This window comes from Streptomyces sp. NPDC026672, from assembly GCF_040638185.1.
Taxonomy (GTDB): domain Bacteria; phylum Actinomycetota; class Actinomycetes; order Streptomycetales; family Streptomycetaceae; genus Streptomyces.
The window spans coordinates 1-25090 of the sequence record NZ_JBEZXS010000020.1 but is presented as its reverse complement, the minus strand read 5'-3'; the positions used below and the strand labels follow the sequence as shown (position 1 = coordinate 25090).

Genomic DNA, 25090 nt, shown 5'->3' with positions numbered 1-25090 from the left:
GCTCGGCCAATGCAACCCGCCGTGCCAGAACCTTCGCCGCCCACCGGGCGGCCCGCGGGAAACGGGGCCGTATCGCTCCCGCCCGCACGTTCCGACGCGCCTGTCTCGCCCCTGGCGCGGAAGAATGGGGTCATGAGCCAGCCAAACACCCAGGCAGAGGTCCAGCACGCGCAGCCCTCCGTGGGCTCCATAGCCGCCCACCGCCCGCACACGGTGGCCGCGGTCGTCTCCGACCTGGAACCCGACATCGACGCCGATCTCGACGCGTACGAGGAGGCCCAGGCGGAGGGCGACCGGCTGCCGCAGGGCCGGTTCCTGGACCGGGAACGCAGCTGGCTCGCGTTCAACGAGCGGGTCCTCGAACTCGCCGAGGACCCGAACACCCCCCTCCTGGAGCGGGCGAACTTCCTGGCGATCTTCGCCAGCAACCTGGACGAGTTCTTCATGGTCCGGGTCGCCGGCCTCAAGCGCCGCATCGCCACCGGCGTCGCCACGCGCTCCGCCTCCGGGCTCCAGCCGCGCGAGGTGCTGGAGATGATCTGGGCCCGCTCCCGCGAGCTCATGGCCCGGCACGCCGCCTGCTACCACGAGGACGTCGCCCCCGCACTCGCGGAGGAGGGCATCCACCTGGTCCGCTGGAACGAGCTGACCGACAAGGAACAGGCCCGCCTGTTCACGCTCTTCCGGCACCAGATCTTCCCCGTCCTCACCCCCCTCGCCGTCGACCCGGCGCACCCCTTCCCGTACATCTCCGGCCTGTCCCTGAACCTGGCCGTCGTCGTGCGCAACCCGGTCAGCGGCCACAAGCACTTCGCCCGCGTGAAGGTGCCGCCGCTGCTGTCCCGCTTCCTGGAGGCCGCGCCCGGCCGGTACGTCCCGCTCGAGGACGTCATCGCCGCGCACCTGGAGGAGCTGTTCCCGGGCATGGAGGTCCTGGAGCACCACGCCTTCCGGCTCACCCGCAACGAGGACCTGGAGGTCGAGGAGGACGACGCGGAGAACCTGCTCCAGGCCCTGGAGAAGGAACTCATGCGGCGCCGCTTCGGGCCGCCGGTGCGCCTGGAGGTCGAGGAGTCCATCGACCGCGAGGTCCTCGACCTGCTGGTGCGCGAGCTGAAGATCAGCGAGGCCGAGGTCTACCCGCTGCCCGGCCCCCTGGACCTCACCGGTCTCTTCCGCATCCACAGCCTCGACCGCCCCGAGCTGAAGTACCCGAAGTTCGTCGCCGGGACCCACCGTGACCTCGCCGAGGTCGAGTCGGCCTCCGAGCCCGACATCTTCGCCGCGCTGCGCGGCCGGGACGTGCTGCTGCACCACCCCTACGACTCGTTCTCGACGTCCGTGCAGGCCTTCCTCCAGCAGGCCGCCGACGACCCCGACGTCCTCGCGATCAAGCAGACCCTGTACCGCACCTCCGGCGACTCCCCGATAGTCGACGCGCTCATCGACGCCGCCGAGTCCGGCAAGCAGGTCCTCGTCCTCGTCGAGATCAAGGCCCGCTTCGACGAGCACGCCAACATCAAGTGGGCGCGCAAGCTGGAAGAGGCCGGCTGCCACGTCGTGTACGGCCTCGTCGGCCTCAAGACCCACTGCAAGCTGTCCCTGGTGGTGCGCCAGGAGGGCGAGACCCTGCGCCGCTACAGCCACGTCGGCACGGGCAACTACCACCCGAAGACGGCCCGCCTCTACGAGGACCTGGGCCTGCTCACCGCCGACCCGCAGGTCGGCGCGGACCTCTCCGACCTGTTCAACCGCCTCTCCGGCTACTCCCGCCGGGAGACCTACCGCCGCCTGCTGGTCGCCCCCAAGTCCCTGCGGGACGGCCTGGTGTCGCGGATCAACAAGGAGGTCCAGCACCACCGTGCGGGCCGCCCCGCCTTCGTCCGCATCAAGGTCAACTCCATGGTGGACGAGGCGATCATCGACGCCCTCTACCGCGCCTCCCAGGCCGGAGTGCCGGTGGACGTCTGGGTGCGCGGCATCTGCGCGCTCAGGCCGGACGTGCCCGGACTCTCGGACAACATCCGCGTCCGCTCCATCCTCGGCCGCTTCCTGGAGCACTCCCGGATCTTCGCCTTCGGCAACGGCGGCGAACCCGAGGTGTGGATGGGCAGCGCCGACATGATGCACCGCAACCTCGACCGCCGTATCGAGGCCCTGGTCCGGGTCACCGACCCGGCCCACCGGGCGGCCCTCAACCGGCTGCTCGACACCGGCATGTCCGACACCACCTCGTCCTGGCGCCTGGGCCCGGACGGCGAGTGGAACCGGCACGCGACCGACGCGGACGGACAGCCCCTGCGCAACATCCAGGAGATGCTCATAGACGCCCGGAGGCGCCGGCGTGGCACAGCAACACCTTGACCCGACGAACCCCACGGCCGGGGCGGTGACCGGGGACGCCCTCGCGGACTACCTCCGCGCCCAGGCCACGGAGTTCCTCCGCGCGCTGCGCCTGCAACGGGAGAACGGCAGCGGGGGTCCCTCCGCCCGCATGGACGCGCGGGTGGGGGAGAACCCCGCGGAGCCGTCCGTCGACGCGACGCGCGCCCTGCGCCGCTCGGCCCGCCGCATCAGCGGCAGCCTGCACACCTTCCGGCCGCTCCTCGACCCCGACTGGTCCGAGGAGATGCGCCCCGAACTGGCCTGGCTCTCCGGCACGCTGGGCCTGGAGCACGCCTGCGAGGCCCGGCTGGAGCGGCTGCTGCTCGCCCTGCACCGGCTGTCCGGCTCCACCGCGTTCCCCGCACCGCCGGTGTCCGCCGCCGCGGGCTCCGGTCCGCCGATGACGGCCTCGCCGGAACGCGGCAGCCTCACCGTGGGCGCGGCCAAGGCGGGCGCCCTCCTCGACCGCCAGCTCACCCTCGCCCGGACCCGGGCCCACTCCACCGCCCTCCAGGCCCTCGGCTCCTCCCGCTTCCACGCCGTGGCCGACAAGGTCGCCGTCCTCGCCAGCGAGGTGCCGCTCACCCCCGCGGCGCCCAGCACCGGCCTCCACCCCCTGGCCGGCGCCGCCGAGGAACGCCTCATGACCGCGGTCGGCGCGCTGCCCCTGGTCACCGCCGGGCACCCCTACAACGCGGAGGCCCTCGTCCACGGGCTGTCCCCGGACCCCGCCCCGCACCCCCAGGACGGCCCCTGGCACCAGGTCCGGCTGCTGCTGCGCCTGCACCGCTACGCCCTGGAGGTCCTGCACGGCGGCGCCGCCCCGGTCGACGTGCGGCTGCTCACGGCCGGGCAGGCCCTCAACCGGCACCGGGACGCCTCCGAGGCCGCCGCCGCGGCGGCGCAGGCGGCGCGCACCCCGCGCATCGCGCCCGCGACGGCGTACGCGCTCGGGGTGCTCCACGCCGACCAGCGGCACGAGGTGGAGGCGGCCCGGTTCGCGTTCCAGCAGTCGTGGCAGAAGCAGACGGTCGGCACACCCTGACCCGGCGAGGAGGCTGTGACACCGGTGACGCACACCGACGACACCCTGGTCCTGGCGGCGGGCTGCGTCCTGTGGCGGCGCTCCCCCCTCGACGGCGCACTGGAGCTCTGCCTCGTCCACCGGCCGAAGTACGACGACTGGTCCCACCCCAAGGGCAAGCTGAAGCAAGGTGAGGAAGCCCTGGCCGGCGCGCTGCGGGAGGTGGCCGAGGAGACCGGCTACACCGCGGCCCCCGGCGGGGAGCTGCCCACCCTGCGTTACCTCGCGGGCGGCCGTCCCAAGGAGGTGCGTTACTGGGCGGCCCAGGCCGTGGACGGGCACTTCGACCCGAACCACGAGGTGGACCGCATCCTGTGGCTGCGCGCCGCCCAGGCCCGCGACCGGCTGACCCAGCCGCGCGACCGGGAACTCGTCGACGCCCTGCTGCTCCAGGACGAACCGCCCCGGCACGACGCCTGACGCCCGCCGACTGACGGCTGACGCCTGACGGCTGACGGCTGACGGAGAAGGAGCGGGTCAGAAGGCCGCCGCGTGCGACTGCGCGTCCGTCCGGGCCTGGCTTCTGGCCCGGCGGGCCGGTCCCCGCCAGCCGCAGCTGCACCGGGCCACACAGAACGGGCCCTGCTCCTGCGTCGTCGTACGGTGGTCCTGTCCTTCTGGGGCCCGGTCCGGCCCGGCCTGCTGCGCCACACGACAACGTTACCCAGCTCACGGTCGCTCACGGCCCAAGTGGTCGTACGCGCTTTCCCGCCCCCCGGCAACGCGTGACGGCACCCCCTACCCGTCGTTAACCGGAACGACAGGGGGCCCACGGACGCACCGGCTGGGGGTAGGCAGGCGATGGATCGGCGGCAGCACAGGCACAGGGGCGGCACGGTCGTCGCGACCGGACTCGTGATGGCCCTGGGCGTGGGCGCCACGGGGTGCGGCGGCGGTGCCGCCGCCGAGGACGCGCGCGGCGCGGCCGACCCGGTCGGCGCCCTGCACCGCGCGGCCGACGTGCTGCGGAGGTCGGGCAGTTCGCGCGCCACCACCTCGATGGAGATGGCCACCGGCGGCACCCGCGTCACCATCCGCGGCACGGGCGTCTACGACTACCGCCGGCAGCTCGGCCGGCTCACCGTCGTCCTGCCGCAGGACCCCGCGGGGACGCCGGAACACCGGCCGATCACCGAACTCCTCGCGCCGGGAGCCCTGTTCATGAAGAACCGGGGCGCCGGAGTGCCCGCCGACAAATGGGTGCGCGTCGACACCGCGACCCTCTCCGACGGCAATCTGGTCACGGGCGGCGCCACCGACCCCTATGCCGCGGCGGAGTTGCTGCGCGGGACGCGCACCGCGACCTACATGGGGCGCGCCGAGGTCGCCGGCACCGAGGTGCGGCACTTCCGGGGGACCGCCGACCTGGCCGCGGCGGCGCGGCAGGCCTCCACCGGGAACCGGAAGGCACTGGCGGCCGCGGCAAAGGGGTTCGCCACGCCCGAAGTCCCGTTCGACGCCTACCTCGACGACCAGGGCCGCGTCCGCAAGCTCCGCCAGCGCTTCAGCTTCGTCAACGGCAGACAACAGGCCAGCGTGGACGTCGCCTCGACGACGCTGCTGTACGACTTCGGCACGCCCGTGGACGTCCGGCTGCCGCGTCCGAAGGACATCTACGCGGGTCGGATCGTCGAAAATCAGCCATCCGACCGACCGGTGAACCAGCGGGAGAACTAGCCGGTAACCAGTCCGCGAACTAGCCCGTCCGTGCCATGCGCGGTGTGTAGAGCGCTGCCTACTCTAGGAAGTCGACGACGGCAGAGATGAGGTGACGCACGTGGCTCCGCTCGGCGGTACGGCAGTCGAGGACTTCGTGGCCCTCGCCGAGATCGAGCTGTGCGGCGACCTGATCATCGCGGCCTCGGCCGCCCGCGGGGACCGTCTCAGCCTGGAGAGCATCGACGAGATCCTGAAGGTGGCCGAGGAACGGGCCCCGGAGACCCTGGACGGTTAGGGCCTCCCGTCAGGTGCGCAGCAGTCGGCCGATCGCCTTCGTGGCCTCCTCGACCTTGGCGTCGATCTCGCTTCCTCCCTTGAGGGCCGCGTCCGCGACACAGTGCCGGAGGTGCTCCTCCAGCAGTTGCAGCGCGAAGGACTGGAGGGCCTTCGTGGAGGCGGAGACCTGGGTGAGTATGTCGATGCAGTAGACGTCCTCGTCGACCATCCGCTGGAGCCCGCGGATCTGGCCCTCGATCCGGCGCAGCCGCTTGAGGTGCTCGTCCTTCTGCTTGTGGTAGCCGTGGATCCCGCGGTCGTGGTCGGTCACCACGGCCCCGCCGTCCTCGGAGGGCGCCGGTACGCCGGCCTCGGTGGTCGTCATCGCGTCCTCCCGTTCGTTTCATATACCCCTGGTGGGTATATGGTAACCAACTTTGCTGGGTATAGGGCCCTTGGTACGCCCCCGTGCTGATCACTCTGTCCGATGGGCGACACTGGAGGACGGCCCATTAGCCGTGGCCGAATGATGCGCTTAGCATCGGCCTGACCGAAACCGAAGCACCCCAAGGACCCCACGTGCGATTTCGTCTGACCCCCAGGGAGACGAGCTTCTATGACATGTTCGCCGCATCCGCGGACAACATCGTCACGGGCTCGAAGCTCCTGATGGAACTGCTCGGGGCGGACGCATCCGCCCGGGCCGAGATCGCAGAGCGTATGCGGGCAGCGGAACACGCGGGTGACGACGCCACGCACGCGATCTTCCACCAGCTGAACTCCTCGTTCATCACGCCTTTCGACCGCGAGGACATCTACTCCCTCGCGTCGTCCCTCGACGACATCATGGACTTCATGGAGGAGGCCGTCGACCTGGTCGTCCTCTACAACGTCGAGGAACTGCCCAAGGGCGTCGAGCAGCAGATCGAGGTCCTGGCGCGGGCGGCGGAGCTGACGGCCGAGGCGATGCCGCACCTGCGGACCATGGACAACCTCACCGAGTACTGGATCGAGGTCAACCGGCTGGAGAACCAGGCCGACCAGATCCACCGCCGGCTCCTCGCCCATCTCTTCAACGGCAAGTACGACGCGATTGAGGTGCTGAAGCTCAAGCAGATCGTGGACGTGCTGGAAGAGGCGGCGGACGCGTTCGAGCACGTGGCGAACACGGTGGAGACCATCGCCGTCAAGGAGTCCTGAGCCGTCGATGGACACCTTCGCGCTGCTCGTGACCATCGCGGTCGCGCTCTTCTTCACGTATACGAACGGCTTCCACGACTCGGCGAACGCGATCGCCACGTCGGTGTCGACGCGGGCGCTGACCCCTCGGGCCGCGCTGGCGATGGCCGCGGTGATGAACCTCGCCGGTGCCTTCCTCGGTTCGGGGGTCGCCAAGACCGTCAGTGAGGGGCTGATCGAGACGCCCGAGGGCGGCAAGGGGATGGGCATCCTCTTCGCCGCGCTGCTCGGCGCGATCGTCTGGAACCTCGTCACCTGGTACTTCGGGCTGCCGTCCTCCTCGTCCCACGCGCTGTTCGGGGGTCTGGTGGGCGCGGCGCTGGCCGGGGGGACGACGGTGCTGTGGGACGGGGTGCTCGACAAGGTCGTGCTTCCCATGTTCCTGTCGCCGGTCGTCGGTCTGATCGTGGGGTACCTGGTGATGACCGCGATCATGTGGATCTTCCGGCGGGCCAATCCGCACCGGGCCAAGCGGGGCTTCCGGATAGCGCAGACCGTCTCGGCGGCCGGGATGGCGCTCGGGCACGGTCTGCAGGACGCGCAGAAGACCATGGGCGTCGTGGTGATGGCGCTGGTCATCTCCGGGCACGAGACGTACGGCGATCCGATTCCGGTGTGGGTCAAGATCGTGTGTGCGGTGATGCTGTCGCTGGGGACGTACGCCGGTGGATGGCGGATCATGCGGACGCTGGGGCGGAAGATCATCGAGCTGGATCCGCCGCAGGGGTTCGCCGCGGAGACCACGGGGGCGGCGATCATGTTCACGACCGCGTTCCTGTTCAAGGCGCCGATCTCGACGACGCATGTCATCACCTCGGCGATCATGGGTGTGGGCGCGACGAAGAGGGTGAACGCCGTGCGGTGGGGCGTCGCCAAGAACATCGTCCTGGGCTGGTTCATCACGATGCCGGCGGCAGCCCTGGTAGCGGCCCTGTCCTTCGCCCTGATCGACGTAACGCTCCTCTGACCCGGCAAGCCCCCCACGGGTACGTTCCCCAGCCGAAGCACCAGGGCACCGACCACCCCGAACCCCGACCACCGGACACCCCGGACCGGACCCCACCGCCCGCCGAGCCACCCGACAAACCACGCGGGCCCCCACCTCACACCCCCACCCCACTCGGCCCTCCTCCCCGCCGAACAAGCCCCTGCCCAGCCCCTCCGGGCCCCACGCAGAACCGCAGGCCGAACCCACCCACCGCGCCGAGGCCCCCTCACCCTCCCCGCCGCTCCACCCCCTCGTTCCCCCTCCGGGTGGGACACCCCCTCGGTCCGCTCCTCCCCCACCGAGTCGGCCCCCCTCTTCCCAGGGCTCTGAGCAACGTCACGGCCGAACCCATCCCGCCCGGCGGCACAGCCCACCCCCGGATTCGCCCCTCGGCCCACCGAGCCGCACCCCTCCCCCGCCCGCGCAACTCCGCAGGTCGAACGCGCCCGCCCGGCAACACCCCAGCCTCGCTCCCCCGCTCCCAAGCGAGCCAGGCCGCCCACCCCAGCCCCTCCCCCAGGGCAACACCACGCGCCGAACCCGGCCCGCCCGGCGGCGGGTCGTTCCTGTTCGGCCCTCTGGCGAGCGAGCCGGGCGCCACTCCCCCCCCCCGGCCCCAGGAAAAGCCCGCGGGTCGTACGCAGCTCGCCTCGCGGCAGGTCCCTCCGCTCGCTCCTCTCCCGAGCGAGACGGGTGGGTGGGCGAAAAAAGGGCGGGCCCGCCCCCGGGAGCCAGGGGCGGGCCCTTTGCGTCCTCGCGGTGGCACCGCCATGCAGCACCGCGAGGGGTCTGACGTCGGCTCAGCCGAAGCGCCCGGAGATGTAGTCCTCCGTCGCCTGGACCGACGGGTTGGAGAAGATCCGCTCCGTGTCGTCGATCTCGATGAGCCGCCCGGGCTGCCCGACCGCGGCGAGGTTGAAGAACGCCGTCCGGTCGGAGACCCGCGCCGCCTGCTGCATGTTGTGCGTCACGATGACGATCGTGAACCGCTCCTTCAGCTCCCCGATCAGGTCCTCGATGGCGAGGGTGGAGATCGGGTCGAGGGCGGAGCAGGGCTCGTCCATGAGCAGCACGTCGGGCTCGACCGCGATCGCCCGCGCGATGCACAGCCGCTGCTGCTGACCACCGGAGAGACCGGAACCGGGCTTGTTCAGCCGGTCCTTGACCTCGTTCCAGAGGTTCGCGCCCTTGAGCGACTTCTCCACGATCTCGGCGAGCTGCGACTTCTTGTAGCTGCCGTTCAGCCGCAGCCCCGCCGCCACGTTGTCGAAGATCGACATGGTCGGGAACGGGTTCGGGCGCTGGAACACCATGCCCACCTCGCGGCGGACCGACACCGGGTCGATCCCGGCGCCGTACAGGTCCTCGTCGTCGAGGAGCACCTTGCCCTCGACCCGGCCACCGGAGGTGACCTCGTGCATCCGGTTCAGCGTGCGCAGGAACGTCGACTTGCCGCAGCCGGAGGGACCGATGAACGCCGTCACCGAGCGGGGCTCGACGGTCATCGAGATGTCTTCGATCGCCTTGTGGGACCCGTAGTACGCGGTGAGTCCGCTCACGTCGATGCGCTTGGCCATGTCTGCTTCACTTCCAGAAAGTCTTGATCGGTCGCCGATGGCCGCGTCAGCGACCGGTCTTCGGGGCCTTCCAGCGGGCGATGCCGCGGGCCACGAGGTTGAGGATCATCACGAAGGCGATCAGCGTGAGCGAGGCCGCCCACGCGCGGTCGTACGCCGCGGTCGATCCGGCACTGTTCGCGTACTGCTGGTAGATGTACAGCGGCAGCGACTGCTGGGCACCCTCGAACGGGTTGGTGTTGATGAAGGAGTTGCCCCACACCAGCAGCAGCACCGGGGCGGTCTCACCCGCGATACGGGCGACGGCCAGCATGACGCCGGTCGTGATGCCGCCGATCGAGGTCGGCAGGACCACCTTGAGGATCGTCCGCCACTTCGGGACGCCCAGCGCGAGGGACGCCTCGCGCAGCTCGTTCGGGACGAGCTTGAGCATCTCCTCCGTGGACCGGACGACGACCGGCATCATCAGGATGGCCAGCGCGAGCGATCCGGCGAAGCCGAAGGGCTGCATCTCGAAGATCAGCATGAGGCTGAGGATGAACAGACCCGCGACGATCGAGGGGATACCGGTCATCACGTCGACGAAGAAGGTGACCGCGCGGGCGAGGCCGCCGCGTCCGTACTCCACCAGGTAGATCGCGGTGAGGATGCCGATCGGCGCCGCGATCACCGTGGCGAAGCCGACCTGCTCCAGGCTGCCGATGATCGCGTGGTAGATGCCGCCGCCCGGCTCGGAGTCGGCGACGACACCCATCGAGTGGGTGAGGAAGTAGACGTCGAGGACCTTCACACCGCGGACGAGGGTGGTCCACACGAGGGAGACCAGCGGGATCACGGCGAGCAGGAACGCCACCCACACCAGGGAGGTCGCGATCCGGTCCTTGGCCTGGCGGCGTCCTTCGACGGCCGCCGCGATGCCGTAGGTGCCGACCACGTACAGGATCGCGGCGATCAGACCCCACTGGATCCTGCTGTCGAGGCCGGCCGCGGCACCGATGCCGATGGCGACCACGATCGAGCCGGCGGCGATCGCATAGGGCGACCACTTGGGCAGCTGCGCACCGCGCAGGCTGTTGGGCTTGGCGACGGCGGTGCTCATGCGTTGGCCCCCGAGTACTCCTTGCGGCGGGCGATGATCGCTCGGGCCGCGCCGTTGACCAGCAGGGTGATGACGAACAGGACCAGACCGGAGGCGATCAGCGCGTCACGGCCGTCCTGGGAGGCCTCACCGAACTTGCTGGCGATGTTCTGGGCGAAGGTGCCGCCGCCCGGGTCGAGCAGGCTGGCCTGGATGTCGAAGGTCGGGGAGAGCACGGTGGCCACGGCCATCGTCTCGCCGAGCGCGCGACCGAGGCCGAGCATCGAGGCGGAGATCACACCGGAGCGCCCGAAGGGCAGCACGGCCATCCGGATCACCTCCCAGCGCGTGGCGCCGAGGGCGAGGGCCGCCTCCTCGTGCATCTGCGGGACCTGGCGGAAGACCTCACGGCTCACGTTGGTGATGATCGGCAGGATCATGATCGCGAGCAGGATGCCGACGGTGAGCATCGAGCGGGGGGCGCCGCCCTCCCAGGAGAAGATGCCCGTCCAGCCCAGGTAGTCGTTGAGCCAGCCGAAGAGGCCGTTCATGTGCGGGACGAGGATGAGGGCGCCCCACAGGCCGTAGACGATGGACGGCACCGCGGCGAGGAGGTCGATCACGTACGCGATGGGGCCGCGGAGCCGGCGCGGGGCGTAGTGCGTGAGGAACAGCGCGATGGCGACCGCCACCGGCACCGCGAGGGCCATGGCGATGATCGAGGAGATCACCGTGCCGAAGGCCAGGACGGCGATGCCGAAGACCGGCGGGTTGAGGTTGGTGTTCCACTCGAAGGTGGTCAGGAAGTTCCCGTGGTCCTTGCTGATCGCGAGGGAGGCGCGGTAGGCGAGGAAGACCGCGATCGCGGCCATGATCACGAGCAGCAGGATGCCCGACCCGCGGGAGAGACCGAGGAAGATCCGGTCACCGGGTCGGGTGGCGCCGCGGGCGGCGCGTTTGCGCTCCGCCTCGGTCGGCTGGGGTGTGGGGGGAGGGGCGTCTGTTGTGTTGTGCGTCGTTATGTCCATCGGGTTCTCCGGTCTGCGGAGCCGTGTGCGGATGGCGGCTCAGCGGGGGGCCGTACAGACGTGCGGCCCCTGGCGGCGGTGCACCGGACGGTGCGGCCCGGCCCCGTGGGGACCGGACCGCACACTCAGGTCAGCTCAGGGTCGCGATGGTGCTGCGGACCTTGGTGATGATCTCGTCGGGCATCGGGGCGTAGTCGATGCCGCTCAGGATCTTCTGGCCGTCCTCGGAGGCGATGTAGTTGAGGAAGGCCTTGGTGGCGGGCAGGGTGTCCGCCTTGTTGCCCTTGTCACAGACGATCTCGTAGGTGACCAGGGTGATCGGGTAGGCGCCGTCCGCCTTGGTGGTGTAGTTCAGCTTCAGCGCCAGGTCGCTGCCGGTGCCGACGACCTTGGCGTCGGCGATGGCCTTGGTGGCGGAGTCGGTGCTGGGCGCGACGGGGGCGCTGGCGCCGGTGTTGACGCTGACGGCCTTGACGCCGTCACCGACGTAGGACAGCTCGAAGTAGCCGATGGCGCCGTTGGTCTGCTTGACCTGCTGGGCCACACCGGAGGACTGCGCGGCGGACTGGCCGCCCTTGGCCTGCCAGGTCTTGCCGCCGGAGTACTTCCAGTTGTCCGGGGTGGTGGCGATCAGGTACTTGGTGAAGTTGTCCGTCGTACCCGAGTCGTCCGAGCGGTGGAACGCCTGGATCTTGAGGTCGGGAAGCTTCGCGTCGGGGTTCAGCTTCGCGATCGCCGAGTCGTTCCAGTTGGAGATCTTGCCGTCGAAGATCTTCGCCAGGGTGGGGGCGTCCAGGACCAGGTTGTCCACGCCGCTGAGGTTGTAGCCGACCGCGATGGGGCCACCGACCATCGGGAGGTCGATGCCCTGGCCGCCGGAGCAGACCTTCTTCGAGGCCTCGACCTCTTCGGGCTTCAGCGCGGAGTCCGAACCGGCCCACGGGATCTGACCCTGGGTGAAGGCGGTGACGCCCGCACCGGAGCCGCCGGCCTTGTAGTTGATCTGCACGCCACAGGCCTGCGAGAAGTTCTTCACCCAGGCGTCGATCGCGTTCTTCTGCGCGGACGAGCCGTCCGACAGCAGCTGACCCTTCGCGTCGTCACACTTGATGGAACCGGCCGAAGCAGGGGCGGACGCGGAGGCGGAGTCGCCGCTGCCCGACTTGCTGCCGGTGTCGTCGGAGCCGCACGCCGTCAGGGCCAGGGCGCCGGAGACGGCGACCGCACCGAGGGAAAGGGCGCGCAGCCGGTTCTTGCGCTGAAGCTTCACTTTCGGGAGTTCCTTCCAGGAGCCGCCACCCTCGGCGGCGTGCGAAGTCGTCTTGGTGCGTGTGCGCCCTTACGCCGCACTCCGCACCCGGTACGGCCGAAATTAGGCAGATCAGGTGAAGCCGCCGATGGCCGGAAGTGAACGGCGGGTGAACCCCTGCCGTCGGCCCGGTTAGGTCACGGAATGCTCACGGGGAGGGCACGTGAAGGTCCCACTCGCGCACCGCGCACGGCGGACCCGGACCCGGCAGAACCGGACGATCCCCGGGCACACGAAGGGGTACGGCGATGCCGGCGGAACCCGGGGGGCCGGCACTCCGTCTCGTTCCACGGAAGGCGACGAAAGGCACGGACATGGAACGGCGCAGCTTCATCTCGGGCGGTGCGGCCGCCCTGGCGACAGCCGCGGTGGCGGGGTGCAGCGGAGACCCGGCCGGTCGGCCGACGACCGGCGGCCCCGCGTCCGGTACGTCAGTTACGTCCACATCCTCGCGGATGTCCCCGAAGACCACCAGTCCGGCGCGGGCCCCCGATCTCCCCGCCCTCGCCCGCGACCTGGACGGCACCCTGGTCCGCCCCGGCGACCGCGCCTGGCAGACGGCCCGGCTGCTCTACAACACCCGCTTCGACGGCTTGAAACCGACGGCGGTCGCCTATGTCGCGCACGAGGACGACGTCCGTACGGCGCTCACCTACGCCCAACACCACGGAACCCGGGTCGCGATACGCAACGGCGGCCACTCGTACGCGGGTTGGTCCTCCGGCGACGGCCGGCTCGTCGTCGACGTCTCCCGGCTGAACCGGATCCGGGTGGGCGGCGGCCGGGCCGTGATCGGCGCGGGCGCCAAACTGATCGACGTCTACCGGGCGCTCGCCGCGCAGGGCGTGACCATACCGGCGGGCTCCTGCCCCACCGTCGGGGTCTCGGGCCTGGTCCTCGGCGGCGGCCACGGAGTGGTCTCCCGCGCCTACGGCCTGACCTGCGACAGTCTCACCCGCGCCACCCTCGTCACCGCCGACGGCAAGCGGCTCACCGCGGACGCGACCACCCACGCCGATCTCTTCTGGGCCCTGCGCGGCGCGGGCAACGGCAACTTCGGCGTCGTCACCGAGCTGGAGTTCCGCACCCACCCCGCGCCGCAGCTCGTGACCGGCTATCTGACCTGGCCGTGGAGCGGGGCGGCGGCGCTGCTGCGGGCCTGGCAGGAGTGGGGCCCGGACCAGGACGACGAGATCTGGTCCGCGCTGCACCTGGAGAACAAGCCCGGCGGCCGGCCCACGGTGTCGTTGTTCGTGGTCTCCCTGGGCACGTACGGCGAGTTGCAGAACGCCGTCGACCGCCTCGCGGACCGCGCGGGCGCCTCGGCGACGAGCGTGTCCCTGCGTCGGCGCGGCTACGAGGAGGCCATGGAGGTCTACGCCGGCTGCTCGTCCTTCGCCACCGACGCCCGCTGCCATCTGCCCGGCTCCACGCCCGGCCGCTCCCCGCAGGGCGCGCTGGGCCGCGAGACGTACGCGGCGCACTCGGACTTCTTCGACCGATCCCTGTCTGCGGCGGGCATACAGACGCTGCTGAGGCGGACGGAAGCGGTGCGGGGCGGACCGGGCAGCATCGCCCTGACCGCCCTCGGCGGCGCCGTCAACCGGGTGTCGCCCACGGCGACGGCGTTCGTGCACCGCCGCTCGCGGATGCTCGCGCAGTACATCGCGTCCTGGGACGCGGGCACCTCCGGGACGGCGGCCCGGTCGTGGCTGGACTCGGCCCACGAGGCGATGCGGCCGTACGCGTCCGGGGCGGCCTACCAGAACTACACGGACCCGGCCCTGAAGGACTGGCGGGGCGCGTACTACGGGGACGCGGCGGCACGGCTGGGCCGGGTGAAGAAGCAGTACGACCCGAAGGGCTTCTTCTCCTACCCGCAGGGGCTGTGACGGCCCCGGGACGGCCATGACGACCGCCGCGGGGCCGGACGCGGCGCGGAACCGGACCCGGCGCGCGGGCCGGGAGTCGACGCGCGGGCCGGGAGCCGGTGGCGGCTCAGGCCGCCAGGTCGCGCTCCTGGGACGTGCTCGGGGTCTGTGCCCCGGGGGCGACGGCCGCGCCGGACCCGGAGCGGCGCCGGACGAGCCGGCCGGCCCTGGGCGAGCGTTCGACGGCCTTGAACAGCGGGGTGAGCAGGGCCGTGGCCGCCGGGGAGAGCAGCAGGACGACGGCCGTGCCGAGCGCGAAGCCGCCGATGACGTCCGTCGGGTAGTGCACACCCATGTAGACCCGGCAGAAGCCCTCGAACAGGGCCAGGGCGATCCCGACGAGGCCGAACCTGCGGTGGGCGACGAACAGACCGACACCGAGGGCCATGGTGATCGTCGCGTGGTCGCTGACGAAGGAGTAGTCGGTCTTGCCCTGGACGAGGACGTCGATGCCCTGGTGGTCGAGGAAGGGGCGGGGCCGCTCGACGAACCCGCGTATCGGCACGTTCACGAGGACGGCGAGGCCGGCGGCCAGCGGCGCCCAGACCAGCGCGGCCACGGACGCGGCGGCCTCGTCCCCGCTCTCGGCCCTGCGCCGCACGGACCACCAGCAGGACAGGACCAGCAGCACCATGGCGACCAGCAGTCCGTACTCACCGACGAACTCCATGATCCGGTCGAACCAGTGCGGGGCGTCCTTGGCGAGGCCGTTGATGTCGTAGAGCAGGTCGACGTCGGGGTTGGACCCGGATGCGGCGAGTACAGCCATGATGCTGCGGCCCCTTCGTCGTTCTCCCGGCGCACCTCGCGTGCGCCGCTGTCCACCCCCGTGGTTGTAGATCGGCTTCCGCTGTCCTGACGTCCGCTCGGCTACGTCACCAGGAACGCACGGCTCCTCTTGATAGGTTCCACCCTCCACCGAATGATCACGCAGACGTTATCGAAGAGAGACTCATCGCCGCAGCTCAGGGGGTGGGTTCACGCTCGGTTCAGACCGCGGTGGGGAGCGCTTTCGCGCCATCCTCGGTGACCCGGGTGGCGCCGAAGTAGTCGGGGGTGTCGACCGGGTCGAAGCGGATGACGGCGCCCGTGCGCGGCGCGTCGATCATGTATCCGCCGCCCACGTAGATGCCCACGTGCCGGATGGCGCGCGAATCGGTGAGGTCGTCCGAGAAGAACACCAGGTCGCCGGGGAGCAACTGGTCGCGGGAGGGGTGCGGTCCTGCGTTGTACTGGTCGTTGGCGACCCGGGGCAGGGTGATGCCCACGTGCTCGTACGCCGCCTTGGTCAGACCGGAGCAGTCGAAGCGTCCGCCCTGGTCGGCGGTGCCGTTGCCACCCCAGAGATAGGGCGTGCCGAGCTTGTCCTGGGCGTAGGCGATGGCGCCTGCGGCCTGCCGGCTGGGGTCGACGCGGGAGACGGGGGCGGCGAAGCTCTTCTCCAGCGTGCGGATCGTCCTGACGTAGTTCTGGGTCTCCCGGATGGCCGGAATCCCCCCCGCCCTGATGACCCGGTACGCGCCCGCGTTGTAGGAGGCGAGCATGTTGTCGCTGACGTTCCCGGGGACGTCCTTGACGTACTTGGCGAGTTCACAGTCGTACGAGGCGGCCGACGGAATCGCGTCATTCGGGTCCCAGATGTCGCGCTTCCCGTCACCGTTGGCGTCGATGCCGTGCGTGGCCCAGGTGCCGGGGATGAACTGCGCGATGCCGCGGGCGTCGGCCGGGCTGACGATGTTCGGGTCCCAGCCGCTCTCCTGGTACAGCTGGGCGGCGAGCAGAGCGGGGTTGAGGGCGGGGCAGAGGTTGCCCCAGCGTTGCACGAGCGACTTGTAGGCGGCGGGCACGGCACCCTTGGCCAGTCCCACGCTGCCCCCGCCGGCGCCGTTCACCAGGTTCCCGGCGACGACGTACACACCGACGACGAGCAGCAGCACGAAGCTGACTCCGAGCCCGACGACGGCCCCTCCCACGTACCACCATTTCCGCACCCCCCAACCCTCCCCCATCCGAAGCGGGTTCACGTCCATTTCGCGGCAGAGTCCGGAGCAGAGTGGCGCCAATCAGCACACGGGCCCCGGCAACCGGCCGCCCGCCGCTCCGCTGAGCCCCCTTCGCGCCCCGCCCCGGCGCGGGGCGGCATGAGAGCATCGTCTGGACGGCTCACCCGACCAGCCGTCAGAAACCGTGCCAGACCGTAAAAATGGTCAACGACGGAACCACACGACAGGTTTCGCTCACACATCATTGCCCGGCGTGACCTGCCGTGATACACAGAGTGACCATGCGAGGCGTTCGTACGAAACCCGCCAATGAGTGACGTCAAGTCGACATACGACGGCGGCATTGTCGGGAAGAATGAGGAGTGACCTCTGCACACCGCAGAGAGATCTCAGAACTACCCACCAGGGGCGGTGACTTACATGCTCTTTGCGGCCGACAAGGGAGACATCAACACCATCATCGGCGGGATCGCTCCCGACTGGGGTCCCTTCGGCAGCCTGGGCAACGAGGCGAAGGTCATGATCGAGGTGGTCATGGCCGTGGCCATCCTGCTCTGCCTCGGCATCGCGGTCTGGGGTGCGGCCAAACAGCGCATCGGCGCGACCGCCCTGCGCGACACCTTCAGTGCGGAACAGGGCAAGGGCCTCATCATCGCCGGCCTCACGGGCGTCTTCATCATCGGCTCGCTCGGCACGCTGTTCACCATCGTGTACGGCATGGCCGTCTAGCCCACCGCCCCGGTCCCCCTCCGGGCGCGCCCGGTCCCCCTACCCCACCCGCCCGTCGTGCCCACCGGCTGAGGTTGCGTTTCCCTGATGTCGAGTCACCACACCGCGCCCGCGCGGGAACCAGCACGGCTACCGTTGTTCCCGGACGACGTCGAGGGGGCGTACGCGGCATGAGTCTCGGAGACGAGCACGGGTCCTCCGGCGGTTACGCCGACACGGGACAGACGCGCACGCGGCTGCCCGAGCGCGACCCCTACGGCGGCGCGCGACGCGGCGGCCGCTCGTCCTCGCGCAGCCTGGTCACCGTCGTCGGCGTGGTGGTCCTCCTGATCGCAGCGATCGCCTTCGCAAACCGCAGCGACGACGGTTCGTCCCCGGACGACAACGCGGACAAGCCCGCGGCGGCGCCCACGTCCCCCACCGGCGACAAGCCCGTCCGAACCAAGTCCACGGGCATCCCCACAGGCTTCTCCCACAACCAACAGGGAGCAGAAAGCGCAGCGGCGAACTACGCGGTGGCACTGGGCTCGGCCGAGATGTTCAGCAAGCCGAGGCGGGACACCATCCTCCGGGACATCATCACTTCCTCCCGGGTCGCCTCCTTCCAGTCGTCCCTCGACCAGGCGTACACCCCGGCGTTCAACAAGAGCGTCGGCCTCAACGAGGACGGGTCGACACCACAGGGCTACACGTTCATCTCCCGTACGAGCCCGATCGGTACAAGAACCACCGGGTCCTCGGCCGACGCCGCGACCGTCGAGGTGTGGTGCAGCGGTCTGCTCGGACTGGCGGGCGAGAACTCCACCAACCCCGTCACCAACAGCTGGTTCACCATCACCATGAAACTGGAGTGGACCGACGGGGACTGGAAGATCATCGAGCATTCCCAGAAGGAAGGCCCGGCGCCCGTCCCCGGCGACGACAAAGCTTCCAGCGCCGATGAGATGTCGAAGGCCGTCGAGGAGTACGGAGGGTTCACCTATGCCCGCTAACCGCCGCGTACTCACGTTGGCCGCCGCCGTCACAGCCGTACAGACAGCGGCCGTCCTCATGGCCACGCATGCCCTCGCCGCTCCCACTCCCACGCCCGGCCCGAGCAACAACCCCTGCGACCTGATCCACGGCCCCGCCAGGGACTACTGCGAAAAAGGCAGCAGTGGGGAAGGTGGCGGTGGTGGTGCTGATAATCCGCTGACCTCCACCCTCGACCCCCTCTCCTCGCTCGCCAAGGGATGTGCTGACGCCGCCTCCTGGACCGTCGACAAGCTCAGTGAGGCCGTGAAGGACACGGCGACCGTGGACTTCACCAACCAGAAGTTCCTCCAGCAGTACGCCATCGTCTTCGCCGCCTCCGCCATCCTCACCCTCGTCCTGTGGCTCCTGGCCGTCGCCAAGAGGGCGGTCCGCGGCGTCCCCTTCACCACCGCCGTCTCCGAAGCCGTCGGCTTCCTCTGGCTCACCGTCCTCGCCTCCGCCTTCACCCCCCTGATCCTCTACACCGTCGTCTCCGCGACCGACGGCGTCAGCGACGTCCTCGCCAAGGCCACCGGCGACCAGACCGACACGTTCTTCGGCACGTTCTCCGGCGCCCTCAAGAAGGGCACCGACATCGGCGGCGGCCCGATCATGCTGATCCTGGTCTCCCTCGTCTCGATCCTCGCCGCGGGCGTCCTCTACCTGGAACTCTTCCTGCGCGCCGTCCTCCTGTACGTCGGCGCCCTCCTCGGCGTCGTCGTCTACGCCGGCCTCGTCGACAAGAACCTGTGGGGCCACGTCCGCCGCTGGGCGGGCATCATGATCGCGGTCATCCTCGTCAAACCGGTCATCGTCATCGTGCTCGGCCTCGCCGGCGCCCTCGCCACCGACGACGGCCCGAACGCGCTCAGCGCGGTCGTCTCCGGCCTCGCCATCATCCTGCTCGCCATCTTCGCCAGCGGAATGATCTACCGCTTCGTCCCGGGCTTCGGCGACGACATCGCCAACTCCCGCAACAACCGCATCATGCAGGGCGCCGAGGGCAAGGCCGCCGCCGTCATCAGCTCCCCCGCGACCCTGGTCGCCCAGGGCATCAAGACGCACAGCGCCCGCGCCGACAGCAACGGAGGCGGCGGCCAGTCCGGCTCCGCCCCGCGCCCGGCCAACCCCGCCTCGGGCGGAGTCGCCGCCCACAGCACCCGCACCCCGGGCGGCGGCGGATCTGTCCCCTCCGCCGCACCCGCACCCCGCACGCCGAGCCCGGTCAACACCCCGCACGCCGGCAACACCCGCAACAGCAGCTCCAACCGCCCGGGAGGTGAAGGGCGTTGACGACCGAGTCCCATCTGTCCCATCCGATCACGCCCCGCCGTACGTATCTCATCGGCCGCGCGCGGCCGAACGCGATCGTCGGCCGCAACCGTGAGTCAGGCGAGATCGCCCTCATCATCGCCGGCGCGTTCCTCGGCATGATGTGCGGCCTCCTGGTCCCGGTCCTGCCCCTGCGGATCGTGCTGCTCACGGGCTTCCCGATGCTCGCGCTCGCGGCGGTCTACGTGCCGTACAAGCGCCGCACGTTCTACAAGTGGTTCGAGATCAACCGCAGTTACAAGCGGACGCTGCGCAACGGCACCCTCTACCGGTCGACCGCCATGGAGGCCGGCACCCGCCTCGACGGACGCGAGGTCGAGATCGGCCCGCCCCCCGGCATCGGCCGCATCAGCTGGCTCGCCGCGCCCTTCGGCCCCGACGAGATCGCCGTGCTCCTGCACGCCGACCGCAAGACCGTCACCGCCGCCATCGAGATCGAGGGCCCCGGCGTCGGCCTGCGCGACTCCGAGGACCAGGAGGCCCTCGTCGACCGCTTCGGCACGCTGCTCAAGCACGTGGCCAACGGCGACGGCTTCGTCACCCGCATCCAGATGCTCGCCCGCACCCTCCCCGCCGACCCCGACGCCCACGCCAAGGACGTCGCCGTCCGCGGGGACGACAAGGCGCCCGACTGGCTCGCCCGGTCCTACGACCAGCTCCAGTCCATGGTGTCCACCAGCAGCGAGCAGCACCGCGCCTACCTCGTCGCCTGCATGCACTACACCCGCGAACTCTCCGCCGAGGCCCAGGCCATGGCCCGCGCCGCCCGGCCCCACGCGGGCCGCAAGCTGGACCGGGACGCGGGGCTCGCCGTCGTCATGGCCCGTGAGCTGACCGACATCTGCTCCCGGCTCCAGGAGGCGGACATCCGCGTCCGCCAGCCCCTCGGCCAGGGCCGGCTGGCCTCGCTGATCCACTCCATGTACGACCCCGACCACCCGATCGACCACATCCAGGCGATGACCAGGCGCAACGCCTGGCCGGCCGAGCTCGACGCCATGGAGCCCACCTACCTCAAGGCCAAGACCCGCGAGTCCAGCACCCGCGCCCCCTGGTGCCACTCCACGGCCTGGGTCAAGGAGTGGCCGATGACCCCGGTGGGCGTCAACTTCCTGGCCCCGCTCCTCGTCCACACCCCGGACGTGATCCGCACGGTCGCCGTCACCATGGACCTCGAACCCACCGAGGTCGCCATCGAGCGCATGCTGACCGAGAAGACCAACGACGAGGCCGAGGCCAGCCGCGCCGCCAAGATGAACCGCACGGTCGACCCGCGCGACATCGCCGCCCACAACCGTCTCGACCAGCGCGGCGAGGACCTCGCCAGCGGCGCCGCCGGAGTCAACCTCGTCGGCTACATCACCGTCTCCTCCCGCTCCCCCGAGGCCCTGGCCCGTGACAAGCGGACGATAAGGGCCTCGGCCGGAAAGTCGTACCTGAAGCTGGAGTGGTGCGACCGCGAGCACCACCGCGCCTTCGTGAACACACTTCCCTTCGCCACCGGCATCCGGAGGTAGGACCTCATGCGGGATCCGCTGTCCGCCCTCACCGAAGCCTTCACGTCCTTCCTCTTCGGGAAGGTCGAGACGACCCGGCTGCCGGTGCGCACGTCCACCGGCCAGGCCCAGGCGGTCTACCTGCCCACCGCGGCTCCCGGCCTCGGCGACTCCGGCGTCATCATCGGCCGCGAGGTGTACTCCGGGAAGGGCTACATCTACGACCCCTTCCAGCTGTACGGACAGCAGCTCCCCGCCCCGCACTGGCTGGTCCTCGGCGAGTCCGGCAACGGCAAGTCGGCGCTGGAGAAGACGTACGTGCTGCGCCAGTTGCGCTTCCGCGACCGGCAGGTCGTCGTCCTCGACGCCCAGGGCGAGGACGGCGTCGGCGAATGGAACCTCATCGCCCAGGAGCTGGGGATAACGCCCATCCGCCTGGACCCGATGGCCGCCCTGGACCACGGCATCCGCCTCAACCCGCTGGACCCGTCGATCACCACGACCGGCCAGCTCGCCCTGCTGCGCACCATCATCGAGGTCGCGATGGGCCACGGCCTCGACGAACGCTCCGGCTTCGCCCTCAAGGTCGCGCACGCCTACGTCAACGAGACCATCGTCGAACGCCAGCCGGTCCTCTCCGACATCGTCGAGCAACTGCGGCACCCCGAGCCGGAGTCGGCCGAGGCGATGAACGTCGCCCTGGACGACGTACGCGCCTGGGGCCTGGACGTGGCGCTGGTCATCGACCGGCTCGTCGACGGTGACCTGAGGGGCATGTTCGACGGCCCCACGACCGTCGGCATCGACCTCGACGCCCCGCTGATCGTCTTCGACCTCTCCCACATCGACCGCAACTCCATCGCCATGCCCATCCTCATGGCGATCGTCGGCGTGTGGCTGGAGCACACCTGGATCCGCCCCGACCGGAAGAAGCGCATCTTCCTGGTCGAGGAGGCGTGGCACATCATCAACAGCCCCTTCGTGGCCCAGCTGTTCCAGCGGCTGCTGAAGTTCGGGCGCCGACTCGGCCTGTCCTTCGTGGCCGTCGTCCACCACCTGTCCGACGTGGTGGACGGAGCGGCGGCCAAGGAGGCCGCCGCGATCCTCAAGATGGCCTCGACCCGCACCATCTACGCCCAGAAGGCCGACGAGGCCCGCGCCACCGGCCGGGTCATCGGCCTGCCGCGCTGGGCCGTGGAGATCATCCCCACCCTCACCCCCGGCATCGCGGTGTGGGACGTCAACGGCAACGTCCAGGTGGTCAAGCACCTGGTCACCGAGGCGGAACGCGCCCTGGTCTTCACCGACCGCGCGATGACCGAGTCCTCCACCGACCAGGACACCGACGACGCGCTGTTCGCCGCCGAGCTGGAGGCGGAGGAACGGGCGGCGGCCTTCGTGGAGCAACACCTCGAACTGGACGGATACGGGCCGTCCGAGTCCACGGTGGCCTGAGATGAGACCCGAAGAACGGGAGCCCGGCCGCTCCGGCCAGGGCGGCATGCCCGACGGCCTGCTCGTCGGGCTCCTCGCCTTCCTCCTCGGCATGACCCTGCTGGTGTGGACCGCCACGGGCCTCGCCGGTCTCTTCTCGCACGGCTCCTGGCCGGCCGGGGTGACGTTCCCGCGCACGGCGCTCGCCATGCGCCACCTCGTCACCCGGCCCCACGACATGGCGGGCGCCTGGCCGACCACGCCGCCGGACCAGCTCTCCGGGTACGGCCTCTTCTGGGGCCTGTTCATCGGTCAGCTGATGGTCCTGTTCGTGCTGACGGTCTTCGTCATGGGCACGGTGGCGCGATGGCGGGCGGGCCGGGCACGGCGCCGCCAGGACACGGCCGCGCGTGTCTCGCCTCCTGCGGCCAAGGCCATGCCCCCGGCCCCGGTGCGGGAGGAACGGCCCCCGCTCCACGAGGTCCCGGTGCCGAGGACGGAGCCCCTCCCGGAAACCGCGCCCCCGGCACCCGGCTTCCCCGGCCCTCAGGGCACCCCGACCCCCGCTCCCGGCCTCGAACCGGTCGCCGCCGTCCCACTCGCCGCACCGCCGGCGAACGGCGCTCCGGCGGCCGCCTGGGAGCGTCCCGGCCCGGTCCACTACGCGCCGGCCGCCGCCCGACGTCTTACGGCCGTCCAAGCCATCACGGACGCGCCGGGCCCCGTGCTCGTCGTGACCTCCAACGCCGACGTGTGGCAGGACACCAAGGACGGCAGGGCCAAACTGGGCCCCACCCTCCTCTACGACCCCACGCACCTGTGCGACACCCCGTCCCGCCTCCACTGGTCCCCCACGGCGGGCTGCGAGGACAGACAGACGGCGCTGGCCAGGGCCACGGCCCTGCTCGCGCCCGTCCGCCCGACGGCCCGGCTCGACCAGGCGGTCGCCGACACCGCCGAGACCCTGCTCCGCAGCTATCTGCACGCCGCGGCGATAGAAGCCCGCACCATCCGCCACGTCCACCGCTGGACCCAGGGCACCCAGATCCAGGACGCGGTGCGCACCCTCCGTACGAACCCCAAGGCGGCCTCCGGTGCCGCGGGCGAGCTGGAGGCCGCGCTGACGGCCCACCCCGAACGCCGGGACATGGCCCAGCAGTTGGCCGGCCGAGCCCTCGCCGCGCTGTTCACGGTCAACATCCGCGAGGCGTGCACACCCCATCGAAGTGATGCGATCGCCTTGGATTCCTTCGTCAACGAAGGGGGAACGCTTTATGTGGTCGGTGAATCCATCGAGGACCCCAGGACGAACCCGGGTGCGATGCCCCTCCTGACGGCTCTCGTCTCAAGCGTGGTCGAGCACGGCCGGCACATGGCCGAACGGTCATCCTCCGGTCGGCTCGACCCACCACTGACCCTCGTCCTGGACGACGTCGCGGCCGTGGCCCCGCTCCCCCAACTCCCGGACCTGCTGTCGACAGGAACGGACCAGGGACTGCCGACCCTCGCCCTGCTGCGCAGCCGCGAACAGGCCCGCGCCCGCTGGCCGCACCACGAACTCCCCGTCTGACGGCGCCCGCGGCGGTCAGCCCCGCTCGACGACGAACTCCAGCTCCCGCTGTCCGGCGTCCTTCTCGAACACCACGGTGGCCCCGCTCGGCACGAACCCCACCTTGCGGTACGCCGCCTGGGCCCGCCCGTTGTCCTCGTGCACCAGCAGTCGCGTCCGCTCGGCCCCGTGCCCCCAGGCCCAGTCCAGAGCGGCGTCGAACAGCCTCTTGATGAGCCCGTTGCCGCGGTGTTCGGGACGCACGAACACTCCGACGACGTGTCCCTGCCGCTGATCGACGGAGTGCCCGGCCCAGTCGATGCTTCCGGCCTCCTCGATGAGGACGGTCACGCTGCCGGCCCAGGTCCCGTCGGGGGCCTCGGCGATGATCTGCCGTGCACCGTCCGTCTCGCCGATGCTTCCCTGAGCCCTGTCCTGCCAGAAGACGTCCGGCCTGGCGGCGGCGGTCTCGTACGACTCCAGGAAGGCGAGGTGCGCGACCGGGTCCTGGAGGGCGACGAGCCGCAGCCGCTTCACGTTCTGCCACTCGTCGGCGCGTATCGCACGGATCACATAGTCATCGCTGGGCAAGGCAGTCATGCGGGCCACGCTAGCGCGGGCACAGCATGGACGCGAACAAAAAAAGAAGCCCCAACTCACAGGCTTTCACCTGGAGTTGGAGCTCCTTCTCACAATTTGTTCGGCGGTGTCCTACTCTCCCACAGGGTCCCCCCTGCAGTACCATCGGCGCTGTAAGGCTTAGCTTCCGGGTTCGGAATGTAACCGGGCGTTTCCCTCACGCTATGACCACCGAAACACTATGAAACACTCAACACCCGCACCACCCCCCATAGGGGGTGGGGTTGTTCGTGGTTTCAGAACCAACACAGTGGACGCGAGCAACTGAGGACAAGCCCTCGGCCTATTAGTACCGGTCACCTCCACCAGTCACCTGGCTTCCAGATCCGGCCTATCAACC

The 25090-nt window shown here is 70.4% G+C and carries 22 protein-coding genes and 1 rRNA gene; 14 read left to right on the top strand and 9 right to left on the bottom strand.

What is annotated here, in order from left to right:
- Window positions 1-132 precede the first annotated feature (132 nt).
- The 5 genes from AB0F77_RS23100 to AB0F77_RS23080 all read left to right on the top strand — a co-directional run bounded on the left by AB0F77_RS23100 (window position 133) and on the right by AB0F77_RS23080 (window position 5423).
- A complete protein-coding gene (locus tag AB0F77_RS23100) occupies window positions 133-2364 on the top strand; it encodes an RNA degradosome polyphosphate kinase (RefSeq protein ID WP_361951678.1) in 2232 nt (743 codons plus the stop codon).
- Window positions 2345-3430: a CHAD domain-containing protein gene (locus AB0F77_RS23095; RefSeq protein ID WP_361951675.1), complete on the top strand. Its 1086-nt coding sequence runs from the start codon at window positions 2345-2347 to the stop codon at window positions 3428-3430. Before AB0F77_RS23100 ends, AB0F77_RS23095 begins: the two co-directional genes overlap by 20 nt.
- A gap of 24 nt (window positions 3431-3454) precedes the next feature.
- A complete protein-coding gene (locus tag AB0F77_RS23090; protein WP_361951672.1) occupies window positions 3455-3889 on the top strand; it encodes an NUDIX hydrolase in 435 nt (144 codons plus the stop codon).
- A gap of 381 nt (window positions 3890-4270) precedes the next feature.
- Window positions 4271-5146 carry a hypothetical protein gene (locus AB0F77_RS23085; protein ID WP_361951669.1) on the top strand — a complete coding sequence of 292 codons (876 nt, stop codon included), beginning with the start codon at window positions 4271-4273 and terminating at the stop codon, window positions 5144-5146.
- A gap of 91 nt (window positions 5147-5237) precedes the next feature.
- Complete coding sequence (locus AB0F77_RS23080; RefSeq protein WP_361951667.1) at window positions 5238-5423, top strand: hypothetical protein; 186 nt, start codon at window positions 5238-5240, stop codon at window positions 5421-5423.
- 9 nt (window positions 5424-5432) lie between these two features.
- On the opposite strand, the gene AB0F77_RS23075 is transcribed toward AB0F77_RS23080, so the two are convergent.
- On the bottom strand, window positions 5433-5789 hold the full coding sequence (locus AB0F77_RS23075) for a metal-sensitive transcriptional regulator (RefSeq protein ID WP_361951664.1): 357 nt from the start codon (window positions 5787-5789) through the stop codon (window positions 5433-5435).
- A gap of 194 nt (window positions 5790-5983) precedes the next feature.
- On the opposite strand from AB0F77_RS23075, the gene AB0F77_RS23070 reads away from it, so the two are divergent.
- On the top strand, window positions 5984-6604 hold the full coding sequence (locus tag AB0F77_RS23070; RefSeq protein WP_030204253.1) for a DUF47 family protein: 621 nt from the start codon (window positions 5984-5986) through the stop codon (window positions 6602-6604).
- Between the two features lie 7 nt (window positions 6605-6611).
- Window positions 6612-7610, top strand: coding sequence for an inorganic phosphate transporter (locus tag AB0F77_RS23065; RefSeq protein WP_361951661.1), 999 nt, complete (start codon window positions 6612-6614; stop codon window positions 7608-7610).
- An 821-nt stretch (window positions 7611-8431) separates the two neighbouring features.
- Here AB0F77_RS23065 and pstB read toward each other — a convergent pair.
- The 4 genes from pstB to pstS all read right to left on the bottom strand — a co-directional run bounded on the left by pstB (window position 8432) and on the right by pstS (window position 12584).
- A complete protein-coding gene (gene pstB, locus AB0F77_RS23060) occupies window positions 8432-9208 on the bottom strand; it encodes a phosphate ABC transporter ATP-binding protein PstB (protein WP_361951658.1) in 777 nt (258 codons plus the stop codon).
- Window positions 9209-9254: 46 nt separating this feature from the next.
- The gene (pstA, locus tag AB0F77_RS23055) at window positions 9255-10307 is read right to left on the bottom strand and encodes a phosphate ABC transporter permease PstA (RefSeq protein WP_361951655.1); all 1053 of its coding nucleotides are present in this window, start codon (window positions 10305-10307) and stop codon (window positions 9255-9257) included.
- A complete protein-coding gene (gene pstC, locus AB0F77_RS23050) occupies window positions 10304-11314 on the bottom strand; it encodes a phosphate ABC transporter permease subunit PstC (RefSeq protein WP_361951652.1) in 1011 nt (336 codons plus the stop codon). Before pstC ends, pstA begins: the two co-directional genes overlap by 4 nt.
- 130 nt (window positions 11315-11444) lie before the next feature.
- Entirely contained in the window at window positions 11445-12584 is a 1140-nt protein-coding gene (pstS, locus tag AB0F77_RS23045; RefSeq protein ID WP_361951649.1) for a phosphate ABC transporter substrate-binding protein PstS, read from the bottom strand.
- A gap of 353 nt (window positions 12585-12937) precedes the next feature.
- Here pstS and AB0F77_RS23040 point away from each other — a divergent pair, with 353 nt between their 5' ends.
- Entirely contained in the window at window positions 12938-14515 is a 1578-nt protein-coding gene (locus tag AB0F77_RS23040) for an FAD-binding oxidoreductase (protein WP_361951646.1), read from the top strand.
- A 106-nt stretch (window positions 14516-14621) separates the two neighbouring features.
- Here the strand turns inward: AB0F77_RS23040 and AB0F77_RS23035 are convergent, their stop codons facing one another.
- A complete protein-coding gene (locus tag AB0F77_RS23035; protein WP_361951643.1) occupies window positions 14622-15323 on the bottom strand; it encodes a phosphatase PAP2 family protein in 702 nt (233 codons plus the stop codon).
- Between the two features lie 220 nt (window positions 15324-15543).
- A complete protein-coding gene (locus tag AB0F77_RS23030; protein WP_361951640.1) occupies window positions 15544-16563 on the bottom strand; it encodes a bifunctional lytic transglycosylase/C40 family peptidase in 1020 nt (339 codons plus the stop codon).
- 414 nt (window positions 16564-16977) lie between these two features.
- On the opposite strand from AB0F77_RS23030, the gene AB0F77_RS23025 reads away from it, so the two are divergent.
- The 6 genes from AB0F77_RS23025 (at window position 16978) to AB0F77_RS23000 (ending at window position 24132) form a co-directional block, all read left to right on the top strand.
- The gene (locus AB0F77_RS23025) at window positions 16978-17286 is read left to right on the top strand and encodes a hypothetical protein (protein ID WP_014673544.1); all 309 of its coding nucleotides are present in this window, start codon (window positions 16978-16980) and stop codon (window positions 17284-17286) included.
- Between the two features lie 170 nt (window positions 17287-17456).
- Window positions 17457-18278, top strand: a complete 822-nt coding sequence (locus tag AB0F77_RS23020; RefSeq protein WP_361951637.1) for a hypothetical protein — start codon at window positions 17457-17459, stop codon at window positions 18276-18278.
- Complete coding sequence (locus tag AB0F77_RS23015) at window positions 18268-19593, top strand: hypothetical protein (protein WP_361951634.1); 1326 nt, start codon at window positions 18268-18270, stop codon at window positions 19591-19593. Before AB0F77_RS23020 ends, AB0F77_RS23015 begins: the two co-directional genes overlap by 11 nt.
- A complete protein-coding gene (locus tag AB0F77_RS23010) occupies window positions 19590-21149 on the top strand; it encodes an SCO6880 family protein (protein WP_361951631.1) in 1560 nt (519 codons plus the stop codon). The genes AB0F77_RS23015 and AB0F77_RS23010 overlap by 4 nt, the downstream gene beginning before the upstream one ends.
- A 6-nt stretch (window positions 21150-21155) precedes the next feature.
- Window positions 21156-22583 (top strand): ATP-binding protein, encoded by a 1428-nt coding sequence (locus AB0F77_RS23005; RefSeq protein WP_361951628.1) that lies wholly within the window; start codon window positions 21156-21158, stop codon window positions 22581-22583.
- Window position 22584: 1 nt separating this feature from the next.
- Complete coding sequence (locus AB0F77_RS23000; protein WP_361951625.1) at window positions 22585-24132, top strand: type IV secretory system conjugative DNA transfer family protein; 1548 nt, start codon at window positions 22585-22587, stop codon at window positions 24130-24132.
- Between the two features lie 15 nt (window positions 24133-24147).
- Here AB0F77_RS23000 and AB0F77_RS22995 read toward each other — a convergent pair whose 3' ends face one another.
- Window positions 24148-24711, bottom strand: a complete 564-nt coding sequence (locus AB0F77_RS22995; RefSeq protein WP_358079795.1) for a GNAT family N-acetyltransferase — start codon at window positions 24709-24711, stop codon at window positions 24148-24150.
- Window positions 24712-24809: 98 nt separating this feature from the next.
- Window positions 24810-24926, bottom strand: a 5S ribosomal RNA gene (rrf, locus tag AB0F77_RS22990).
- Window positions 24927-25090: the final 164 nt, after the last annotated feature.

Bases quoted from the DNA above. Each gene is read 5' to 3' on its own strand.
- AB0F77_RS23100 (WP_361951678.1), top strand. From the start codon at position 133: ATGAGCCAGCCAAACACCCAGGCAGAGGTCCAGCACGCGCAGCCCTCC.
- AB0F77_RS23085 (WP_361951669.1), top strand. From the start codon at position 4,271: ATGGATCGGCGGCAGCACAGGCACAGGGGCGGCACGGTCGTCGCGACC.
- AB0F77_RS23075 (WP_361951664.1), bottom strand. From the start codon at position 5,789: ATGACGACCACCGAGGCCGGCGTACCGGCGCCCTCCGAGGACGGCGGG.
- AB0F77_RS23065 (WP_361951661.1), top strand. From the start codon at position 6,612: ATGGACACCTTCGCGCTGCTCGTGACCATCGCGGTCGCGCTCTTCTTC.
- pstB (WP_361951658.1), bottom strand. From the start codon at position 9,208: ATGGCCAAGCGCATCGACGTGAGCGGACTCACCGCGTACTACGGGTCC.
- pstA (WP_361951655.1), bottom strand. From the start codon at position 10,307: ATGAGCACCGCCGTCGCCAAGCCCAACAGCCTGCGCGGTGCGCAGCTG.
- pstC (WP_361951652.1), bottom strand. From the start codon at position 11,314: ATGGACATAACGACGCACAACACAACAGACGCCCCTCCCCCCACACCC.
- AB0F77_RS23040 (WP_361951646.1), top strand. From the start codon at position 12,938: ATGGAACGGCGCAGCTTCATCTCGGGCGGTGCGGCCGCCCTGGCGACA.
- AB0F77_RS23035 (WP_361951643.1), bottom strand. From the start codon at position 15,323: ATGGCTGTACTCGCCGCATCCGGGTCCAACCCCGACGTCGACCTGCTC.
- AB0F77_RS23030 (WP_361951640.1), bottom strand. From the start codon at position 16,563: ATGGGGGAGGGTTGGGGGGTGCGGAAATGGTGGTACGTGGGAGGGGCC.
- AB0F77_RS23025 (WP_014673544.1), top strand. From the start codon at position 16,978: ATGCTCTTTGCGGCCGACAAGGGAGACATCAACACCATCATCGGCGGG.
- AB0F77_RS23020 (WP_361951637.1), top strand. From the start codon at position 17,457: ATGAGTCTCGGAGACGAGCACGGGTCCTCCGGCGGTTACGCCGACACG.
- AB0F77_RS23015 (WP_361951634.1), top strand. From the start codon at position 18,268: ATGCCCGCTAACCGCCGCGTACTCACGTTGGCCGCCGCCGTCACAGCC.
- AB0F77_RS23005 (WP_361951628.1), top strand. From the start codon at position 21,156: ATGCGGGATCCGCTGTCCGCCCTCACCGAAGCCTTCACGTCCTTCCTC.
- AB0F77_RS23000 (WP_361951625.1), top strand. From the start codon at position 22,585: ATGAGACCCGAAGAACGGGAGCCCGGCCGCTCCGGCCAGGGCGGCATG.
- AB0F77_RS22995 (WP_358079795.1), bottom strand. From the start codon at position 24,711: ATGACTGCCTTGCCCAGCGATGACTATGTGATCCGTGCGATACGCGCC.